The following is a 19,443-nucleotide window of genomic DNA, read 5'->3' as shown; positions in this document are numbered from 1 at the left end:
GACGAAGCGATGGCAGGTTCTTTTTTTAATGTGAAAGATGCAGTTAGCGGGAAACAAGCCAAGGCGTTCATGAAAGTCAACGGGCGGACGGAGGAATTGTTCTACGCCAAAACGCTGGAATCGACGATCGAGAAGACGAAGGTGGACGTCCCGACGTTGGGCAGAACGAGCACGCCGCAGCGGTCGGCCGGCTGGAAAGGCACGGGCACGCTGACGATTTATTACGTTTCCTCGGTTTTCCGCAATCTGATGAAGGACTACGTGAAGAACGGGACCGATTTCTGGTTCGACCTGATGATTACGAACGAGCAGCCGGGCAGCGGCGCGGGCAAACAAACCGTGTTCCTGCGGGGCTGCAACATCGACAGTATCATCGCCGCCAAATTCGACGCCACCGCCGACGATATGCTCGACGAGGAAATCCCGTTTACGTTCGAGGACTACGACATTATCGAATCGTTTAATACGGTCGCGCCGACCAACTAATCCAATAAATAACCGAAACAGGAGGAGATTCACGAATGAGCTCTTTATCTGCTTTTTTTGCGCAAAATGCCGCCGCCGGCCTGGTGGAGGAAGTCGTCGTGTCCGAGCGTTTTAAGGACGAGCAAGGCGCGCCGGTGCCATGGCGGCTCCGCAGCATGACCGAGGAGGAGAACGAGGCAATCCGCAAATCCTGCCAGCGCAAAGTCAAGGACAAAGGGATGGTCAGCTTCGAGACGAACACCGACGAATATCTGGCCAAGCTGGCGGTCGCCAGCGTCGTGTTCCCGGATTTGAAAAACGCCGAGCTTCAGCAATCCTACCAGGTGATGGGCGCGGACCAATGTCTCCGCAAAATGCTGCTCCCCGGCGAGTACGCCACCCTCGTGCAGAAGGTGCAGGAAATTAACGGTTTCGACAAAAGCGTCAACGAACTGGCGGATGAAGTAAAAAACTGATCGACGAGGGCGACGGCGAAACGGTCTGCGCCCTCTTTGCTCTGAATCGCTTCAACTTGATGCCGTGGGATTTTGCCGCACTGGGCCTGAAGCAAAAAGCGGCGCTCATTGCGATGATTCAAGAGATCATCAAAACCGAGAAAAAAGCGGCGAAGAAAAAGTGAATTTCCTGCCGGGAAAGAAGGTGAAGCCTTGGCAAGTGCAACATCCATGCTCAAAGCGTACGACGGGATGAGCAATATGCTTCCCCAAGTCATTCAGCAGACCGAGCGGACGGTCACCGTTTGGAACGCCTCCGAGCAAGCGATGAACCGCGGCGCATTGGCGATGCAGGCGTTCGTAAAGGCCATCCAGCAAGTCATATCCTCCGAAATGCAGGCGCATCGGGAGATCATGCTGGCGACGAAAGCCCAGCGAGAATTTAATCAAGCGGCGGATGAGTCCGCCAAGAAGAGCAACAAATTTGTTCAGGCATTGAAGAACATTGATTTGAAGAAAGTTGCGGCAACGGGCAAGTCGTTTCTCGGTAGCATCCTCGGCGATGGAGCCAAGCAGCAAACCGCGCTGGATCAAATTTCATTGCGGGCCGGAAGCCCGGCGGCGGGTCAGCAGATTTTCGACCGGACGGCGGCCCAGGCCTTGAAGTATGGGCAGAACGTCAACGCCGCCCTGGCCGGCACCCAGCAGTTTATGACGAAAACGACCGATCCCGCGCAGTTGGAGAAGCTGAACCTGCTGGCGATGCGGCTTTCGCAGCTAAACCCCGGGAAGGGTCTTGAGGGAGCGACCGGCGCGCTTTCGCAAATGCTGTCCGGCGATACGAAGGCTTTAAGCTCGGACTATCAGATTCCTGCAGCCGCGTTGGATAACGGCGCGGTCCAAGCGGCGGTTAAGCAGGGAGACGTAAGCGGAATGATCGCGGCGATGGACGGGCTGTTGAACAAACAGCAGATGACGCAGGCCGCTTTGGAGTCGATGATGGACTCGCCGGCGGTGAAGTGGAAGCGGGCGGTGGACACCTTGAACTTCCAACTCGGTTCCATAGGCCGTCAAGGCCTGAACGCCCTCGGTCCGATGTTTGACGCCATGCTTGCGGTTTTCAACAGCGATGCGTTCAAAAACTTCATCAGCGGCTTGGGAGCGGGGCTAAGCATCGTGGGGACTTTTTTAAGCGACTTGGTTCAAGGGGCGGCTTCGTTTTTCGAGATGCTGACCGCAAACGGGTCTTCTGCCAACATGATCCTTCTCGGGATCGGCGCTGGCTTGGCTCTGATGGGGGTGCTTCTCTGGTCGATGGTCGCGCCGATCGTGGCACAGGGGATCGCTTGGCTTGCCGCCTATTGGCCGGTGCTGCTGATCATTGCCGTGATCGGGATACTCGTGGCCGTCCTGATGAAATTCGGGGTGTCCGCCCAGGAGATCGTCGGGTTTGTCGTTGGCCTGTTTTACGGCTTGTTTGCCTATTTGCACAACCAGGTCGCGTTACTCTACAACTTGCTGGTCAGCTTCGTGGAGTTTTTGTTGAATCTGTTCATCGACCCGGTTTATGCCATCCAAAAGCTGATTTACGATTTGGCGATGACGTTCGGCGGGTATATGTACAACATGCTGCGTTCCGCCGAAGATTTTGCCGGCGGGTTCATGAGCGTGATCCTTCAAGCGATCAACGGGGCTTTAAAAGGCATCAACAAGTTGATCGAAGGATTCAATAATCTGTTTGGCACGAATGTAAAGCAAATGGAGCTGTTTGACGAGACCAATATCCATGCGCTCAGCGACAAGCTTAAAAGTAAGTTGGACGGCTTAAAACCTCCGGACAAGTCCGACAAGGTCTTTAGTCTGGGCAGGATGGAATATAAAAACGTAGCCAGTGCTTTTAATCATGGCCGTGACGTCGGGGCGAAGGGGTTCGACAAGATGGCGAATAATCTGAACTCAGCCAAGTCCGGCTTCGGCAAGACGCCGGGTAAAAATATGACATCGGCCGCGGGGCAAGGGGCGAATGTCGCCAATATCGGCAGCGTCGGGAATGTCGGCAGCGTGGATCGCATCAATGAAACCGTGGATATTTCCTCGGAGGATCTCAAGATGATGCGGGAACTGGCGGAAGTAACGGCAATCCAGAACTTTACGACGCTGACGCCGACCGTCACCGTAAACACCGGGCCGGTTGCCAAAGAAGCGGATATCCACAGCATCGTTACGCAGATCGAGCAGATGCTGGAAGAGGAAATTGCCACCAGCGCAGCGGGGGTGTACGCATGAGTTATTCGTTGGAGCTTTTCTATAACAATCGGGAAGAAAGCATTCTTTTTCCTGTGTTGCCGGAGAAAATCGAAGTGTCGCAAGCGGGGAACAGCAAGACGTACGAAATTTCCCGGCTTGGCGAAATCCATGTGCTCACGGGGCACAAGCTGGTGGAGATTTCGTTTTCCGGGATTTTTCCGGCCCAACCGCTATATGCCGGCGAGCGGGCAGCCGAGTCTTTTCAGGAGCCGATCCATTATTATGAATCGATTGAACGCTGGCTCTCCTATCAAAAGCCGCTGCATCTCGTATTTACCGGCTCAACGCTCAATCTGAATTTACCGGTCAGCATCGAGAGCTTCACATACTCGGAATCGGGCGGGGCCGTGGGCGATATCAGCTATGACCTTAAATTGAAGGAATACCGTTACTACACGCCGCAAAAAGTACTCACCGGGCAGAAGGGGAGCGGCAAGGCCGCGGCGGGCGGCGTTCCGACCCGGCCCGACCCCCGGGTTCAGCCGAAGACATATACGTTGGTGTCCGGCGACAGCCTGTGGAAGGTCGCGCAAAAAGTGCTGGGCAACGGCGCCAGATACAAGGAAATTCAGAAGCTCAACGGTATTCAAGACAGCGAGCTGCGCCGGCTGCCGGTGGGCAAGGTGTTGAAGCTGCCATGAGAAGAGGTGAATCGCTTGCTGCAGATTTGGCTTGACGATAAGCTGGGCACCGTGTGGGACATTTCCGGCCTGGTGACGGAGGCCACCTGGAAAACCTCTCGCGCCGCCCAGCCAAGCAGTTTGGATTTCCGAATGGTCGCCGTCCCGAATATTACGGCCGCGAACGGCAATGTCGTTTGGGCCAAATGGGAGGATCGTCCGCTTTTTTACGGGTACGTGTTTACCGTGAATCGCGGACAGGGCGAAGAAATCTCCGTCAAGTGCTACGACCAGATCCGTTATTTGAACGCCAAAGATACGTACGTGTTCAAAAATATCACCGCCGCCGCGGTCGTGAAACGGATTGCCGGCGATGTCGGCCTTAAATGGGGGCATATCGCCGATACGAAGTATGTCATTCCCGCATTGGTGGGGGACGGGAAGAAGCTGCTGGATCTCATTTCGGAGGCGTTTGACCATACGTTGATCCATACGGGGAAAATATACAACTTTTACGATGAATTCGGGGCGCTGGCGGTGCGCGACGCCGCCGAGGAAATGCGGCTCGATCTGCAGCTCGGCGACGACAGCCTGCTTCACGGCTACTCGTTTGAACAAAGCATCGACAGCGACACGTACAACCAGTTCAAGCTGGTGCAAGACAACAAAACTACGGGGCACCGCGATGTTTATATGGCTAAGGATGAAGCGGCGATCGCCAAATGGGGCCGGCTCATTTATTACGACAAGGTCGACGACAACCAGAATGCCGCGCAGATCGGCAAACTGCTGGATCAGCTTCAGAAGCTGAGAAATCGGGAAACCAAGCGGCTGAAGCTGGAGGCGCTCGGCCAGCCGCAGGTGCGGGCGGGCTGTTACGTGGCGGTGAAGATCGGCGCGCTGGGCATCGACCAGTACTTTTTGATCGACGAATGCTCCCACCAATTTCGTGGGGGGGATTATACCATTTCCATAGATTTGAAGGTGATTTGATGGGGTTGGCGAACAGAATCCGCCAGCTCGGCGCCGGGGCGGTCGATGCCGCAAGCCCGGTGGCCGTGCTGTTCGGCAAAGTAACGAATACGGCTCCGCTTGAAATCCTAGTCGACCAGCGCTTTACGATCGATCGGGATTTTTTGGTGGTCCCCGCCCACCTGACCCGTTATGAGTTGGATTGGCCGCCGGAAGTCGCCGGGCCGTCGGCCCCGAAGGCGGTTATCCGCGAGGGTCTGGCGGCCGGCGATAACGTGCTGCTGCTGCGCATGCAGGGCGGCCAGAAATACGTCGTGTGGGACAAGGTGGTGAGCGGATGATTCCTCAGGGAGCGAGCCTGTTGCCGGATACGGTCCCCGTGGCGATGCCGGGCCGCACGTACAAGCTCGATGTGCGGCAAGGGCGGATGGACGGCATGACGGATGGGTTGGACGCGGTGAAACAGGCGGTTTACAAAATATTGCATACGGAGCGGTTCGCCCATCTGATTTACACGGGCGATTACGGCTTTGAGCGGGAAGGACTGATTGGAGCAAGCCCCGGCTTGGTCCGCTCGGAGCTGCAGAGGCGGATTCGCGAAGCGCTGCTGCAGGACGACCGCATCTCGGAAGTGGCCGATTTTGCGATTGGCGTACAGGGCGACGAGGCGGACGTCAGCTTTACGGTGAACTCCATTTACGGCGATTTCCGCATGGAGGTGAATGCAAATGTATGAACATCAGACCTATGAAGCGATTTTATCCCGCATGCTGGAGCGGGTGCCGGATACGATCGACAAACGGGAAGGAAGCGTGATCTACGACGCGCTCGCCCCCGCGGCGGCGGAGCTGGCGCAAATGTACATTGAGCTCGATACAAGCTTTAATCTGGCGTTTGCCGACACCGCCAGCGGCGAGTATTTGTCTCGGCGGACGGCCGAGTTCGGCATCGAGCGGCAGCCGGCCACGAAGGCGCGCCGTAAGGGGCGATTTTACGGTGCACAGGACGTGCCGGTCGATGTGGCGGAGGGCAGCCGGTTCTCGTTGAACGATCTTGATTATACGGCGGTTAGCCGGATCGGCATTGGAGAGTGGGTACTCGAATGCGAAACGGCGGGGGCGGCCGGGAACCGGCAGTTCGGCGCTTTGCTGCCGATCGATTATGTGCCGGGCTTGGTGCGGGCGGAGCTGGCCGACGTCATCGTTCCCGGCGAAGACGAAGAAAGCGACGATGCGCTGCGGGCGCGCTACTATGAGACCGTCAACGAGCCGGCTTTTGGCGGGAATGTCTCCGATTACGAGCAGACGGTCAACGGTATAGATGGCGTTGGGGCGACCAAGGTGTTTCCGGTCTGGAACGGCGGCGGGACGGTGAAATGCACCGTAATCGCCTCCGATTGGAACGTGCCGTCGGAAGCGTTGATCTCCGAGGTGCAAACGGCGGTGGACCCGACGGCCAACCAAGGCAAAGGCTATGGCACGGCGCCGATCGGACATACGGTAACGATCGCCGGCGTTAGCGGTGTTCCCGTCAACGTGGCGACGACCGTCACGCTGGACGCGGGGAGCACCGCCGGCCAGGTGCAGGGGCCGATCGAGGAGGCGATTGCCGCGTACCTGCTGGGACTTAGGCAGGGCTGGGCGGCATCGGAGCAAGTCATCGTGCGCGTGGCATTGATTGAAGCGGCTATGTTGAACGTGCCGGGCGTCATTGATGTGGCGAGTACGCTGCTGAACGGGACGACGGGCAACTTGACGCTGTCCGCCGAGGAAATCCCGTTAATGGGGACGGTGACCGTTCATGCCTGATCGCGTGCTGCCGTATTTGCCGTCCTACTACGGGGAAGTGTTGGATTTCATTCAGCTCGCCCGCACCGAAGACGCCGAGCTGGACAGCCTGGAGGCGGCGGTGGAGCAACTGTTTGACGACCAGTTCGTGTTAACCTCCGGCGTTCAGGCGATCAAGCGCCGCGAGCGGATGCTGGGGATTCAGGCGGATCCGGGCTTGGAGACGCTGGATTTTCGCAAGCAGCGGATCTTGAACCGCTACCGAACGAAACCGCCGTTTACGGTGCGCTGGCTGCAGGAGCAGCTCGACCGCCTGGTCGGTCCCGGCATGACCATCGTATCGGTCGACGCGGAGCGGTTTATCCTCTACGTCACCACGAACATCGAAAATGCCAATGTATTCAAGGAAGTCCAATACACGGTGCAAACGGTCAAACCCGCGAATATCGTCTACCAGCAAAATACGGCACTGTACGACCGGATCGGGCTGGAAGAACATATCACGGGGCGCGGGATCGCCTGGAACTACAAGCTGGACGGTTCGTGGCGGTTAGGGGAAAGGCCGTTTGCAACGTTGGGAACGGGGGTACAAGTGTTATGATTACGGCGCCTTTTAAGCGGGAGGTCGCGGAATACGTCAATTCGCGCATCGCCAAGGTGGTATTGAACGGATCGCTGGAAATTACCGAGTTTCAGCAAAAAGCGGTGACCGACTCCACCGTGGCGCTTAATTATATTATCCCGGCAGCCGAGCTGCCGGTGATTCACCAAATCGAACTGCGGGACGAGACCGACGGCGTCATCTCCAGCAACGCGGTAAACGTACCGGTGCCGTCGGATACGCTGATGCTGCAGACAGTGGAAATCAAGGAGGTCAAGAACTGATGGCGAAATCGGATTGGACGTTATCGGATACAGTAAAACCGGAAGACCTGAACGCCATAGGCGAGGAAATCAACGAGCTGCGCACCGAGGTGGACAATATTGAGGTTCCGCCGGCAAGTCTGACGACCCCGGGGATCGTGCAGCTCTCCAGCAACGCGAACAGCAGCAACGAGAATTTAGCAGCTACCCCGAAAGCAGTCAAGGTGGCATATGATGCAGCTACGGCAGCACAAAACACGGCGAATGCGGCCAATAGCGCGGCGGCTACGGCGCAAACCAGGGCAGATCAGGCTTTTCAGCTTGGCAATGAGCGGAAATCGGAAGTGGTTGCCGCGCTTGTTGCCAAAGGCATTTCGGCATCCACTTCAGAAAGTTGGGATTCGTTGATTGCGAAGACGGCGGCGATCATCAAAGCAACCGGGAATGCGACGGCGGGGGATTTACTGGCAGGCAAGACGGCATCAAACCAAAACGGGCCGTTTACAGGCACTATGCCCAACCGAGGTGCAGTAACTATCACACCAAGCATTGCTAATCAAGTGATACCAGCGGGTTATCATAATGGATCTGGAAAAGTAACTGCGATGCCTTTACCTAAATCGCTCTTATTAGGCAGATTTGCATTTGAACCTATATGGAAGAATAATCACAATAACACGGGACGAGACATTAATAAGGGCGTGTTTATTAACGTATCAACAAGTTCACCAGATGATGATTACTCTTATGTAATTTATCAAATTAAAACAAAAGGAAATTTTACGCAAATTGCCTATACTGGCGCCAAGGATTATGCTTCGGCTGCATCAATGGTGAAAATGATTTTTGCAGCAGAGGATATTGACAACTTAATTTTTTGGGTAGCTTACGAAAATAATGTTTCAAAAATTAAATTGGATAAGACTACTTTTTTGAGTTATTCTCTTTTATCAACATTTAAAGTGACTGATGTTAATTTTGGTTCGCTTAGTTCTTCTAATTTACTTTGTATTTATGCCGGAGAGATTATTTATCTTGTGAAATCTGGCTCAAATTTAACTATACGTCGTTGTACCGAAACTGGGACTCTTTTAGGTAGCCATACCGTCAACCTACTAGAAAGTAGAGCAAGTGTTAATATGATTCCAAATGGGAAAATATTAGTCCTATATTCTGCTCTAAACCGATATCAAATCTACAATGTATATGGACAATTGATCGAAGATTTTAACCCATCAGTAAAAGACGCACTTGTAGATATAGCTATACAAATTTTGGGGGGTGCTACTTATCTTAAAGCTGCTGATGGATCAGCAAACTATCGTTTTAGTTACTTCAGTGCCAGTTTGAAAAAAGGCGTTTATGAGCAACTAATTGAACTTTAATATCAAAGGGAATGGTGAAGATGAAATTTATTAAAATGATAGAAGGATTCAAGGAGCAGTATGGGTTTTCAATCAAGTACACATATGGCGGATTGGACTTAAACAAAATTCAAGGGTCATTTATCACCACCGAAAACAATACCGAGGTTGTTTATTTAGCCTATGATGGTAATGAGGAAGATCTGCCATCTAATGCAGTGCAAGTAACTAAAGAACAATTCGATACCGCTTTACAGCCAAAGAAAGAGAAATTGGAGAAAGAGAAAGTTGCTTTGGAACAAAAGAAACTGGAAAATGAAACTTAAAAAATGCAGTTGCTAAACTGACGATGATGATCACTGTTGCGCCGCAGAAATAAGAGGTGGGTTAAAAACCATTAAATTTACACAAGATAGTGGACTGATCGAGGTCGGGTCAGATTGATTATGACCGGGGCATATATAGTCGATCAGGTACTGCAGTTGTATAACTTGAAAAAGTTGTAACAGGAGTAGTAAACGTGGAACGAACTTCAGAAAATGCCGAAAGACAAATTGTGCGTGTCATTTTTTAGCTTCGCATAAATAGCCTTACGGGGAGGGGGGGGTTCCCCCCTCTTTCTATGTACACTTATGCCTCTCCGTGATGATCTAATAATGAAACAATTATTGGATAATAAGTCACAAACAGTGTGAAACTAGCCAACAGCAGTGTTACCAGCTTTCTTTTCATTTTTGTACACCTCTGCTATTAGTTTTTGGTAGGCGATAGTAGCTTCAGGATCGCAGTACTCTCTGAAATTTTCAAACAAACCTACACACTTAATTATACAATTTTTTTCGTTTATTAGTAATGATTTTTCCAAGGAACCTATCAAGAAGGTAAAACCATCAGTATACTTACCCTTGTAAAGGGTGTAGTACGCTAATTCATAATAAAAGCGAGCCAAACGCTCTCTCATCGTTTTTTGGCTATAAATGTTGTTGGAATAATCCTCTATGGTCACTACCGATAGATCAAAACGTTGAAGAATATTATCAACATCAAAGTTATAACGATTGGCAGTTTCAACGACGTTTAATAGAAAGAGTAAGAGTTCATCCTTATTGGATTCAATATATGCCATATAAGTAGGAAGTACACTTATGTCGCCTGATGTTAACCTGGTTACTATCGTGTTGATTTTTGCCCAATTTAGAAATTTTTCTTTCCAGAAAAGAGTCTCTTCATCATTTTCTGTTACCCAACCGAGATCAGCGTATTCTCCAATACATTGGAGGGTCTTTTCAAAATCCCCTTTGTTTTCATAGACATTCCCTAACAATAGATAGGAGTATGCCAAATAGACGAAAAGAGGACGGGATGGTTTATGACCGGTATCAAATCTTGTTCTTTTATTATACTGGAAATCCGCCTTTTCCCTAAGCTTCTCGGCCATTTCCTCAACCTTGTCCCATCGGCGTAATGAGCGATAGGTGTTCGCCAAATCCTTTAACGCATCCAGTTGATCATATTCATCCAATCGGTCGACGAATAGCTCAAATTGAATGGCTGCCTGATAGTTCTTTTCCTGGTTATTCGCAAGCTTGCACATAAATAAACGGTAATGACAAAGGGCTAAGCGTTCCGAGTGTTGACTTTTTTCACTGAGCGCCACATTTTCGTAGAGAATAATAGCCGCATCCTTGTTGCCGTTGTTGCAAAGATCCTCCGCTACTTCAAAAAGAAATTGGGAATACATAAGATTGTCCAACAAGAGTTGAACGGTTTTTTGGATGCAATTGAGGTTGCCGACTTCCGCACAGCTATATATAAAAGGTTTGATTCTCCGCCAGTTAGGGATGGCCGGGGCTACTACCTCTTCGTAATATTGGTCATAGAAATAGCCTTTAGGGAGACCTATACCTTCTGTGATATGGTCCAGTTGCTCGCAGTTCATGGTTCTATTTCCACTCAAAATATAGCTCAGCGATCCGGCATTTAAACCGATTTGTTTGGCGAATTGGCTTAGACTCAAATTCTCCCGCTTCATGTACTCGTTCAGTAATGTAGTAATCGTGGCTGTCGAGTTCAAACTAACCACCGACCTTCGAACTTTATAATATTTCAATAATATCCATTTTTTGAATGGTGGTCAATTATCTTTGCTCCTTCCCCTCCCCCACCAACAAAGCTATACTGAAACAAACAAAAGCGAAACGGAGCGGTGCCAATGAACGAGGAACGGAAGGACGAGATCGGGCGGAGATTTCTGTTAACGCCGGAGATTTCGCAGGAGGAGCTCGGCGGACTGGAGATCCAGGAGCTGATCTTTTTGGTGCATGCCGCCAAGCGGTTTAAGGCGGAGGAGGCTTTTCCGGACGTGTATCTGGACGAGCGGATCAAGGGGTTTACCGGCGTGCTGTACGAAAAAATAAAGAATGCCGACGCGCTGTATCTCGCGTACGACAGGGCGAACGGATATCCGTATGTGGACGGGGAAGACCGGGTGTGGATGTTCTCGCAGGAGACGTATGCCGCGAACGCGGAGGATTATTTTCGGCAGCAGCTTTTAATGCTGGAGATGAAACCGATCGGCGGGGAGGATGTGCTGAAGACGTTCGGGCAGCTTCATATCCTGGGGCTGACGAAGATCCTCGTTGACAACGGGCAATATCATATCGAGTTGAACCGGGACGACGTATTGCCGCCGCCGGATTGGACCGGCACGCCGGAGATCAGCATACCCGTGACGAATCCGGGGCTGCAGCGGGCAATGATCCGGTTCTTCCAGACGCTGCATGCGCCGACAGGCGATCAGGAGGCCCGGGGAAGGGAACTGAACGCGCTGGAAGCCGAGATGCTCGATGAACTCCTGCGGGCGAAGTTTTTGCTGCCCATGCAGTTGAAGGAATCCGATCCCTCGCCCGCGGATGAGCAAGGCAGGAAGACGTTGAAGCAAGGGGCCGTCATTCAGTTCGGCGTGCTAAGCGCGGAGGACGGATCGGCTTGGCTCCCGGCGTTTACGGATTGGCCGGAGTTCGAGAAAGTATACGATAAAACGGCCTGGAGCAGCAATATTGCAACCTACGACGACCTGTTGGCGGTATCCGGAAACATGGACGGCATCGTCCTCAATTGCCGGGGTCTCTCGCTGCGTATCGACGCGAACAACCGGGAGCGGATCGAGGCTTATCGCCAGGAGCGAGGCCATCGACGGTAAATTGGCTATTGCATAAACCGCCGGCTTTTGACACAACCTTCCTGGATAGAAACCATTCGTTCAGAGGAGGCGGTCCCGCCTGATGACGTGGATATTTGTCCTGATCTGCCTGGCATTGCTCCTTGCCGTCGGATTCGTTATATTTCGGAGGCTGTACCCGCCCCTTGGCGGAAAGCCGTCCCCCGATGACATGAAGCGGTACCGGCAGTCGCCGAATTATAAAGGATCGAAGTTCGAATATCCCTTGGAGACGAAAATGTTCAAGCCTTCACCGGGCAGCATGATTACGGCGCTTCGCGAATACGTGCAGCGCAAACCTCAGTTGAAGCCGGATCGGCCTCTGCCTCAGGTCAAGTTGAGCCGGCAAACGATCGAAGAGATTCGGGAGGATACAGCCATCTGGTTCGGCCATTCGACCCTGCTGCTGCAAACGGGAGGAACGCGTCTGTTGTTGGACCCGATGTTTGGCATCACTTCGTCACCGATCGGGGGCGGAAAAAGATTCAATCGCGAGCTGCCCTTCGGCAATCTGGGCGAGTTCCCGCCGATCGATGCCATCATCCTGTCGCACGATCATTACGATCATTTGGATTACGGGACGATTAAGCAGTTGAAGGATCGGGTAGGGAGGTTCATTGGGCCGCTGGGCATCCGCTGCCATTTGGAACGTTGGGGAGTGGCCCCCGGACAGATTGACGAATACGATTGGTGGGATGAGCTGGAGATCGGAGGCGTTCGGTTGGCTTGCACGCCGGCGCGGCATTTTTCCGGTCGGGGGCTGTTCAGCCAGAACGGGGGATTATGGTGCTCCTGGGTTATCGCCACGCCGGAGTCGAGGGTTTATTTTAGCGGGGATAGCGGGTATGGACCCCATTTCAAGGAAATCGGCGAAAAATACGGACCGTTCGACCTCACGTTCATGGAATGCGGGCAATATGACGACCGATGGTGGGATGTCCACTTGCTGCCGGAGCAAACGGCGCGGGCCCATCTGGACGTGAGGGGGAACGTGCTGCTCCCCATCCATTGGGGGGCGTTTTCGCTGGCGATGCACAGCTGGTACGATCCGGTGCGTCGGCTGACCGAGGAATCCAAGCTGCGGGGGATTCCGCTGGCGACGCCGAAAATCGGAGAACCCGTTCGAATCGGGGCGTCCGATTATCCGACGGAGGCCTGGTGGAAAACGGCAAGCTCGTCGCGTAAAGCGCCCGGGTTTCGCGGCACGCGCCCGTCCAGCACGATGAAGTAATTACGTCCTGCGGGAGACCCGGCCGGGACGATAAACCGACAACCGATACGAAGGAGAAGCCGATGAGTCAATCAAACGAAAATCCGCAAACCGGATGGAATTTCGATAACACCTATGCCCGTTTGCCAGAGTTCTTCTTCACGCGCCAGGAGGCAAAGCCTGTCCGATCGCCGAAGCTGGTCGTGCTGAACGATCCGCTCGCGGCTCAGCTCGGCTTGGACTCCGCGGCGCTGCGAAGCGAAGAGAACGTCGCCGTCTTCGCCGGCAACCGTCTGCCGCCGGGGGCGGAGCCGCTGGCCCAGGCTTACGCGGGCCACCAGTTCGGGTATTTCACGATGCTGGGGGACGGCCGGGCCCTGCTGCTCGGCGAGCAGATCGCGCCTGGCGGCGATCGCTTCGACATCCAGCTCAAGGGCTCCGGCCGGACGCCGTATTCGCGCGGCGGCGACGGGCGTGCCGCGCTGGGCCCGATGCTGCGGGAGTACATCATCAGCGAGGCGATGCACGCGCTGGGCATTCCGACGACCCGCAGCCTGGCGGTGGTGACCACCGGCGAGACGGTGGTCCGCGAACAAGGCTTGCGCGGGGCGATTCTCGCCCGCGTCGCCGCCAGCCACGTGCGCGTCGGCACGTTCCAGTACGCCGCGCAATTCGGCGAGCCGGCGGATGTCCGCACGCTCGCCGACTACGTGATCCAGCGCCATGACCCGCAGTTGGCCGAGCTCGCCGACACCGGCGAGTCCGGACGCTACCTGGCGCTGTTGCGGGAGGCGATCCGGCGCCAGGCCGCCCTGATCGCCCAGTGGCAGCTCGTCGGGTTCATCCACGGGGTGATGAATACCGACAACATGGCCCTGAGCGGCGAAACGATCGACTATGGGCCTTGCGCCTTTATGGACGCCTATGATCCGGCGACCGTATTCAGTTCCATCGACCGTCATGGCCGCTATGCCTACGGCAATCAGCCGCCGATCGCGGTATGGAACCTGTCCCGGTTCGCCGAAAGCCTGCTGCCGCTGCTGCACGACGAGGAGGAGCAGGCCGTCCGGCTTGCGGAGGAAGCGCTGCAGGGCTTCGCCGGACAGTTTGAAGCGGCTTGGCTGCAGGGGATGAGGTCGAAGCTGGGCCTGTTCGGCGAACAGGCGGAGGACGCGACGCTCATCAAAGACCTGCTCGATCTGATGCACCAGCACCGCGCCGATTATACCAACACGTTCCTCGCCTTGACCTTTGGCCGGCTGGAAGAACCGCCGATGGCCGGCACCTCCGAATGGTCGGGTTGGCTGGAGCGGTGGCAGGCGCGGCTCGCTGGACAGAGCGAGCCCCAAGAAGCGGTCCGCGAGTTGATGCGCCGCAGCAACCCGGCGGTTATCCCGCGCAACCACCGGGTGGAGGAAGCGCTTGAAGCCGCCGTGGACCGGGACGATTACAGCGTGATGGAACGCCTGCTGGAAGCGCTGGCGCAACCCTTCGCCCACATGCCGGAGCAAGCGGAATACGCCGAGCCTCCGGCGGCCTGCGATCGGCCGTACCGCACGTTTTGCGGGACTTAATCGTGAATCCCCGGTGGGCCGGCGACTTTTTCGCCAACCCTGGAGAAGTCGCGGCAGGCGCCGGACGATATCGTGACCTGGGTGCGGTAACCGCCTATCCTTCGACTGCGCCTTGTATAAGTTTGGCAGGATGTGGTTATCTACAAAGAAAACCAAGAATCGAAACAGAAAGCCGAGGATGCGGCTAACATCCTCGGCCTTGCACACGATATAACGCCTATAGGCGTTCGGCTGCATTCTTGGTGCTGCACGATCAGAAATAGACCGTTTCCTTGGTGAGTGGGCGGTCTATTTTTTTTGAAATCATACCATAATCAAACCAAGTTTGTCCTATTTACCCATAATCCCCGCACGTCTACATTTGGCAATGCCCCCGCCATGCAGTATACTCTGTTTGAATCCATCCATTATCCACTCTTCATACAAGAAAAGGCGGTATTGTACATGTATATAGCATTAGGTATCGTTTTGGTTCTCTTCATTGGCATTATACTGTTTCTATGGCTCTACCCGGCCTTCGGCGGGAAGGCTTCGCCCGCCAGACGGGCGCGTTACGCGCAATCTCCCCAATGGCAGGGCCAAAAATTCGCCTATCCCGAGGTCACCCGGTCGTTCCAGCCTTCGTCGGGCAACATGGCTTCGCTGCTTCGGGATTACCTGCGCGGGAATCCGCGGGTGAGACCCGACCGGCCGCTCCCGGTCGTGAAGCCGGACCGCCAGACGCTCCAAAGCCTCGACCGCGATATGGCCGTTTGGCTGGGCCATTCGGCATTGCTGCTGCATCTCGGGGGCAAGCGCCTCCTGCTCGATCCGATGCTCGGCCCGTCACCCACGCCGGTCCCTCCGTTCGGGGGTAAGCGGTATAGTCGACAGCTGCCGATTGAGCCGGAGGACTTGCCGGAGATCGATGCGGTGATCCTGTCCCATGATCATTACGATCATTTGGATTACGGCACGATCAAGAAGCTGAAGGATAAGGTGGGGCGGTTTTTCGTCCCGTTGGGCGTGGGGAGTCACCTCGAGCGGTGGGGCGTGGCGCCGGAGCGCATCAGCGAGCATGATTGGTGGGAGGAGCTCGATTGGAACGGGTTGCGGCTCGTCTGCGCCCCGGCCCGCCATTTCTCGGGCCGGGGGCTTGCGAACCGGGACGGCACGTTGTGGTGCTCCTGGGTAATCGCCTCGCCGGAGCGGAAGGTGTTCTTCAGCGGGGACAGCGGGTATGGCCCGCATTTCCGGCAGATCGGCGAAAAATACGGGCCGTTTGATCTGGCCTTGATGGAATGCGGTCAATACGATCCCCGTTGGAGCGACATCCATATGCTGCCCGAACAGACGGTGCAGGCCCATTCGGACGTCCGGGGCAGCCTGCTTCTTCCCATCCATTGGGGGGCGTTCACCTTGTCGCTGCACGATTGGAACGATCCGGTCCGCCGCGCGACCGCGGAAGCCGAACGCCAGGGCGTACCCGTCGCCACGCCGAAAATCGGCGAGCCGGTCTATATCGGGAGCCCGACCTACCCCAAGACAGCCTGGTGGGCTTGACCGGCGACCGTATCTATGAAGTTGTCAACCCATGCCGCAAGCACGGGGCCCAAAGCGGCTTCCCTAAGGACGATTTGCGTTCGAAGGGGGCTGCTTTTTTGATATAAATATTGAGGGATATACGCCGGCCGGACACTTTGCACGATTATCCCCTTGGATCAGATCGCCGGGAACTGGAGAAAAACTCGCTTCACTCCGGCCCCAGGCCCCCCTGAATGAAAGGGATAATCGTGCAAAGGCAGCATGAGAGACACCAAAGACATTGCAAATGTACAGCAATACGCATGAACTTACATAAAATCAAAGAAATAGCGCGTCACATGAAAAAAGATCGGCGAGGTATACGTCAGGCTGTCGACCAGGCTCAGATAGCTCTTCTTCAACGCCTGCGCCTTGTCGTCGTCGCCGATGAGCAAATCCCGCTTCAACACGGAGATGGTGGTGCTGCCGATAAAACCGCCCAGCCCGATCAGCATTCCGGCGAACAGCCCGAACGAGGAACCAAGCGGCGTCAGGACCGGGGCCAAAAGGGAAGCGGCGATGGACGTCACCGCGATTGCGCAAACGAAACCCTCCCACGTCACAAACGGATTGGCCGTCGGCACGACCTTGCGTCTGCCGATGGACGACGAGGCCGCATACTGGACGATATCGTTCAATTGGGTCAGGACGACCAGGAACAGGACGAGGCCCGCGCCATACTGCGGCGTAGCGAAGGGGAAAAAGGCGAGATGACTCAGACCGAACACCATCAGCATCAGTCCCCACTGGACCCGGCTCACGCTGCGCAAGAATCCGGCCGTTCCTTTGTTGATCATGCGGGGGAGCGGCAGGAACAGGAACACATACACCGGGATGAACACGATAAACATGCCGTACCACTCGATCCAGATCCAGTAAAACTGCGCCGGAATCGCCAGATAGGCCCACAAGAACAGCCGGCGCTCGGATTTGCGCGAACGGATCATGGAGAAGTATTCTTTTAGCGCGAAAAAAGACAATAGCATCACCGCCAACAGCGATACGACCGGATTAAACAGGGTCGCCAGGCAGAGGATCAACCACATGCCCCACCAGGTGCGCAGGCGCTGCCGAAAGGCCGGGTACCCCTCACCGGGGTGCTTCCGGTCCTGTATGAAACAGATGAAATGAATGACCGCCAAGACCGCGAGGATTACGATCATCGTCCATTGCAGATTGTTTATCATGCCGAATCCCCACTTCCTCAGGAGGTAGATTCCACCAAGTGAATCATATGTTATTATGGAGGAATAGTCTACAAATCGTCTACAAATCGCCTACAGCGGATAAGGGGAATATCGTCGATGTCAGCGGAACGCTCGGTGTTTATTTTGCTTACGAATACGGGGACGCTCTTTACCAAAATGATCAAGGGATACACGAGGGCGCCCTACAATCATGCCTCGATCTCGTTCAATCGGGAGCTGTCGGAGCTGTACAGCTTCGGACGGAAGCATCCGAACAACCCGCTCAACGGAGGATTCGTCAAAGAGGACATCAAGACCGGCACGTTCAGCAAATATCCGAACACGACCTGCGTCATTTACGAGCTGAAGGTCACCCCGCGCGAGGTGGAGAAAATGGAGCGCGTGCTCCAGCTGTTTATCCGCAAGCGGCAAAAGTTTCTGTACAACATCCTTGGCGTGATCGGCATTGCTTTGCAAGAGCCCATCGAGTTCAGCAACTCCTATTTCTGCTCGCAATTCGTCGCGGAAATCCTCGAGCGGTCGGGGATCAAGCTGTGGAACAAGCTGCCCGCGCTGGTAACGCCGGACGATTTTCGGCAGTGCGACCGGCTGCATCTCGTCTACGAAGGGAAGCTGAGCGAATACGAGCCGTAGGCTAAGCCGATCCCGGAGGGGACGGATCGAATCGCGGCGAAGCCGCCGAATGCTGAAAAATAATCCCGCCCCCTTCCTCTCGCCGCTCGGCTGTGGTATCCTGTTGGTAACTTATTAAATGTCTTTAAAAAGTAGGAGGGGGGCGCCTCGATGAGCGAGATGCCGGCTACGCCCAAAGAGATGAAACAGGTGATCCGCAGCGGCATCCGTTCCGCCCTGCTGTCCATGGGAAGCGCAACGAAGGCGGAGCTAAGCGGGAAGCTGGGCGTCAGTTTTCCGACCGTCAGCAAATTCCTGGCCGACATGAAGGAGGCCGGGGAGGTAGCTCTCGTCGGCATGGACGATTCCAGCGGCGGCAGACGGGCGGAACGATATGCGTACAATCCGGAGTATATGCTGGGACTGGCGGTGTTCCTGGAGCGGACGGAAACGAATTTCGTCATTTACAATTGCCGCGGGGAAATAAAGGAAGAGGGCTGCGCTCCCGACGTGCTGGGGGACGCGGGCGACAGCCTGGCCGCACTGATCGGCGAGCAACTCGGTCGCTTTCCGAAGATCCGGTCGCTGGCGATCGGGGTTCCGGGCGCGGTGAATCAGGGACGCATTATCCATATCCCCGCGTACGAGGCGTTCCACAACTTCGATCTCAAGAGCGACCTGGAGGCGCGCTTCGGCCTACCTACCGTTGTGGAGAACGATATGAACGCCGCGGTGCTGGGTTATTATCAGGGCCTGGATACGAGCGACAACCCGTCGCTGGTCTATCTCTATTTCGGCCAGAACGGGCCTGGGGCGGGGATCCTGATCAACGGCGACGTCGTTCGGGGCAACACCTTCTTCTCGGGGGAGGTTTCTTATGTTCCGCAATACGAGGAGCGGAACTTCGGGCAAGCCTTGGAGCCGCGGCCGCCGCAATCGGGGGGCGGCAAGGCGAGGATCGGCGCTGCGGGCGCGGACGCCGTCAGCCGGCTGGTCGCGGCATGCACCGCGCTAATCAACCCGCATACCGTTGTGTTTGGCCATGATGAAGTCAGTGTGTCCTTGCTGAACGAGATCAAGGCGAAGAGCGCGCTATACGTTCCGGCCGAGCATCTGCCCCGGCTGATGATGAGCGATTGGCGGCGCGATTATTTGAACGGGCTGCAGCATCTCGGATTATCCCTGATGATTTCATCCATTGGATCGGCGAAGGAGACGTAAA

The 19,443-nt window shown here is 55.0% G+C and carries 20 protein-coding genes; 18 read left to right on the top strand and 2 right to left on the bottom strand.

The features are described from left to right. The first annotated feature begins 9 nt into the window (after positions 1-9). The 12 genes from ACZF99_RS25600 to ACZF99_RS25545 all read left to right on the top strand — a co-directional run bounded on the left by ACZF99_RS25600 (position 10) and on the right by ACZF99_RS25545 (position 9,160). Positions 10-486 (top strand): phage tail tube protein, encoded by a 477-nt coding sequence (locus ACZF99_RS25600; RefSeq protein WP_483607688.1) that lies wholly within the window; start codon positions 10-12, stop codon positions 484-486. Between the two features lie 35 nt (positions 487-521). Next, positions 522-941, top strand: coding sequence for a phage tail assembly chaperone (locus ACZF99_RS25595; RefSeq protein ID WP_483607687.1), 420 nt, complete (start codon positions 522-524; stop codon positions 939-941). Positions 942-1,133: 192 nt separating this feature from the next. After that, positions 1,134-3,206, top strand: a complete 2,073-nt coding sequence (locus tag ACZF99_RS25590; RefSeq protein WP_483607686.1) for a phage tail family protein — start codon at positions 1,134-1,136, stop codon at positions 3,204-3,206. Next, positions 3,203-3,868: a LysM peptidoglycan-binding domain-containing protein gene (locus ACZF99_RS25585; protein ID WP_483607685.1), complete on the top strand. Its 666-nt coding sequence runs from the start codon at positions 3,203-3,205 to the stop codon at positions 3,866-3,868. Before ACZF99_RS25590 ends, ACZF99_RS25585 begins: the two co-directional genes overlap by 4 nt. Before the next feature lie 15 nt (positions 3,869-3,883). After that, a complete protein-coding gene (locus ACZF99_RS25580; protein ID WP_483607684.1) occupies positions 3,884-4,840 on the top strand; it encodes an XkdQ/YqbQ family protein in 957 nt (318 codons plus the stop codon). A gap of 5 nt (positions 4,841-4,845) precedes the next feature. After that, a complete protein-coding gene (locus ACZF99_RS25575) occupies positions 4,846-5,160 on the top strand; it encodes a DUF2577 domain-containing protein (RefSeq protein ID WP_483607683.1) in 315 nt (104 codons plus the stop codon). After that, the gene (locus ACZF99_RS25570; RefSeq protein WP_483607682.1) at positions 5,157-5,555 is read left to right on the top strand and encodes a DUF2634 domain-containing protein; all 399 of its coding nucleotides are present in this window, start codon (positions 5,157-5,159) and stop codon (positions 5,553-5,555) included. Before ACZF99_RS25575 ends, ACZF99_RS25570 begins: the two co-directional genes overlap by 4 nt. Beyond that, positions 5,548-6,627 carry a baseplate J/gp47 family protein gene (locus ACZF99_RS25565; RefSeq protein ID WP_483607681.1) on the top strand — a complete coding sequence of 360 codons (1,080 nt, stop codon included), beginning with the start codon at positions 5,548-5,550 and terminating at the stop codon, positions 6,625-6,627. The genes ACZF99_RS25570 and ACZF99_RS25565 overlap by 8 nt, the downstream gene beginning before the upstream one ends. Further along, positions 6,620-7,207 carry a putative phage tail protein gene (locus ACZF99_RS25560; protein ID WP_483607680.1) on the top strand — a complete coding sequence of 196 codons (588 nt, stop codon included), beginning with the start codon at positions 6,620-6,622 and terminating at the stop codon, positions 7,205-7,207. The genes ACZF99_RS25565 and ACZF99_RS25560 overlap by 8 nt, the downstream gene beginning before the upstream one ends. Continuing rightward, the gene (locus ACZF99_RS25555; protein ID WP_483607679.1) at positions 7,204-7,491 is read left to right on the top strand and encodes a ketopantoate hydroxymethyltransferase; all 288 of its coding nucleotides are present in this window, start codon (positions 7,204-7,206) and stop codon (positions 7,489-7,491) included. The genes ACZF99_RS25560 and ACZF99_RS25555 overlap by 4 nt, the downstream gene beginning before the upstream one ends. Continuing rightward, complete coding sequence (locus tag ACZF99_RS25550; protein WP_483607678.1) at positions 7,491-8,855, top strand: tail fiber protein; 1,365 nt, start codon at positions 7,491-7,493, stop codon at positions 8,853-8,855. The genes ACZF99_RS25555 and ACZF99_RS25550 overlap by 1 nt, the downstream gene beginning before the upstream one ends. Positions 8,856-8,875: 20 nt before the next feature. Then, the gene (locus ACZF99_RS25545; RefSeq protein WP_483607677.1) at positions 8,876-9,160 is read left to right on the top strand and encodes a hypothetical protein; all 285 of its coding nucleotides are present in this window, start codon (positions 8,876-8,878) and stop codon (positions 9,158-9,160) included. A 371-nt stretch (positions 9,161-9,531) separates the two neighbouring features. On the opposite strand, the gene ACZF99_RS25540 is transcribed toward ACZF99_RS25545, so the two are convergent. After that, positions 9,532-10,917: a helix-turn-helix domain-containing protein gene (locus ACZF99_RS25540; RefSeq protein ID WP_483607676.1), complete on the bottom strand. Its 1,386-nt coding sequence runs from the start codon at positions 10,915-10,917 to the stop codon at positions 9,532-9,534. A 129-nt stretch (positions 10,918-11,046) separates the two neighbouring features. Between ACZF99_RS25540 and ACZF99_RS25535 the strand changes: the two genes are divergently transcribed. The 4 genes from ACZF99_RS25535 (at position 11,047) to ACZF99_RS25520 (ending at position 16,380) form a co-directional block, all read left to right on the top strand. After that, the gene (locus tag ACZF99_RS25535) at positions 11,047-12,036 is read left to right on the top strand and encodes an SseB family protein (protein WP_483607675.1); all 990 of its coding nucleotides are present in this window, start codon (positions 11,047-11,049) and stop codon (positions 12,034-12,036) included. An 82-nt stretch (positions 12,037-12,118) separates the two neighbouring features. Next, positions 12,119-13,285, top strand: coding sequence for an MBL fold metallo-hydrolase (locus ACZF99_RS25530; protein WP_483607674.1), 1,167 nt, complete (start codon positions 12,119-12,121; stop codon positions 13,283-13,285). 62 nt (positions 13,286-13,347) lie between these two features. Beyond that, positions 13,348-14,838: a protein adenylyltransferase SelO gene (locus ACZF99_RS25525; protein ID WP_483607673.1), complete on the top strand. Its 1,491-nt coding sequence runs from the start codon at positions 13,348-13,350 to the stop codon at positions 14,836-14,838. Between the two features lie 444 nt (positions 14,839-15,282). Then, positions 15,283-16,380 (top strand): MBL fold metallo-hydrolase, encoded by a 1,098-nt coding sequence (locus ACZF99_RS25520; RefSeq protein WP_483607672.1) that lies wholly within the window; start codon positions 15,283-15,285, stop codon positions 16,378-16,380. Between the two features lie 290 nt (positions 16,381-16,670). Here the strand turns inward: ACZF99_RS25520 and ACZF99_RS25515 are convergent, their stop codons facing one another. Next, the gene (locus ACZF99_RS25515; RefSeq protein WP_483607671.1) at positions 16,671-17,588 is read right to left on the bottom strand and encodes a phosphatidate cytidylyltransferase; all 918 of its coding nucleotides are present in this window, start codon (positions 17,586-17,588) and stop codon (positions 16,671-16,673) included. 117 nt (positions 17,589-17,705) lie between these two features. Between ACZF99_RS25515 and ACZF99_RS25510 the strand changes: the two genes are divergently transcribed. Next, positions 17,706-18,242, top strand: coding sequence for a hypothetical protein (locus ACZF99_RS25510; protein ID WP_483607670.1), 537 nt, complete (start codon positions 17,706-17,708; stop codon positions 18,240-18,242). Positions 18,243-18,392: 150 nt separating this feature from the next. Continuing rightward, complete coding sequence (locus tag ACZF99_RS25505) at positions 18,393-19,442, top strand: ROK family transcriptional regulator (RefSeq protein WP_483607669.1); 1,050 nt, start codon at positions 18,393-18,395, stop codon at positions 19,440-19,442. The last annotated feature ends 1 nt before the right edge of the window (position 19,443 follow it).

This window comes from Paenibacillus sp. JL3B1040 (assembly GCF_057063165.1).
The sequence above is the reverse complement of the archived record's forward strand: the minus strand, read 5'-3'. Positions and strand labels throughout refer to the sequence as shown.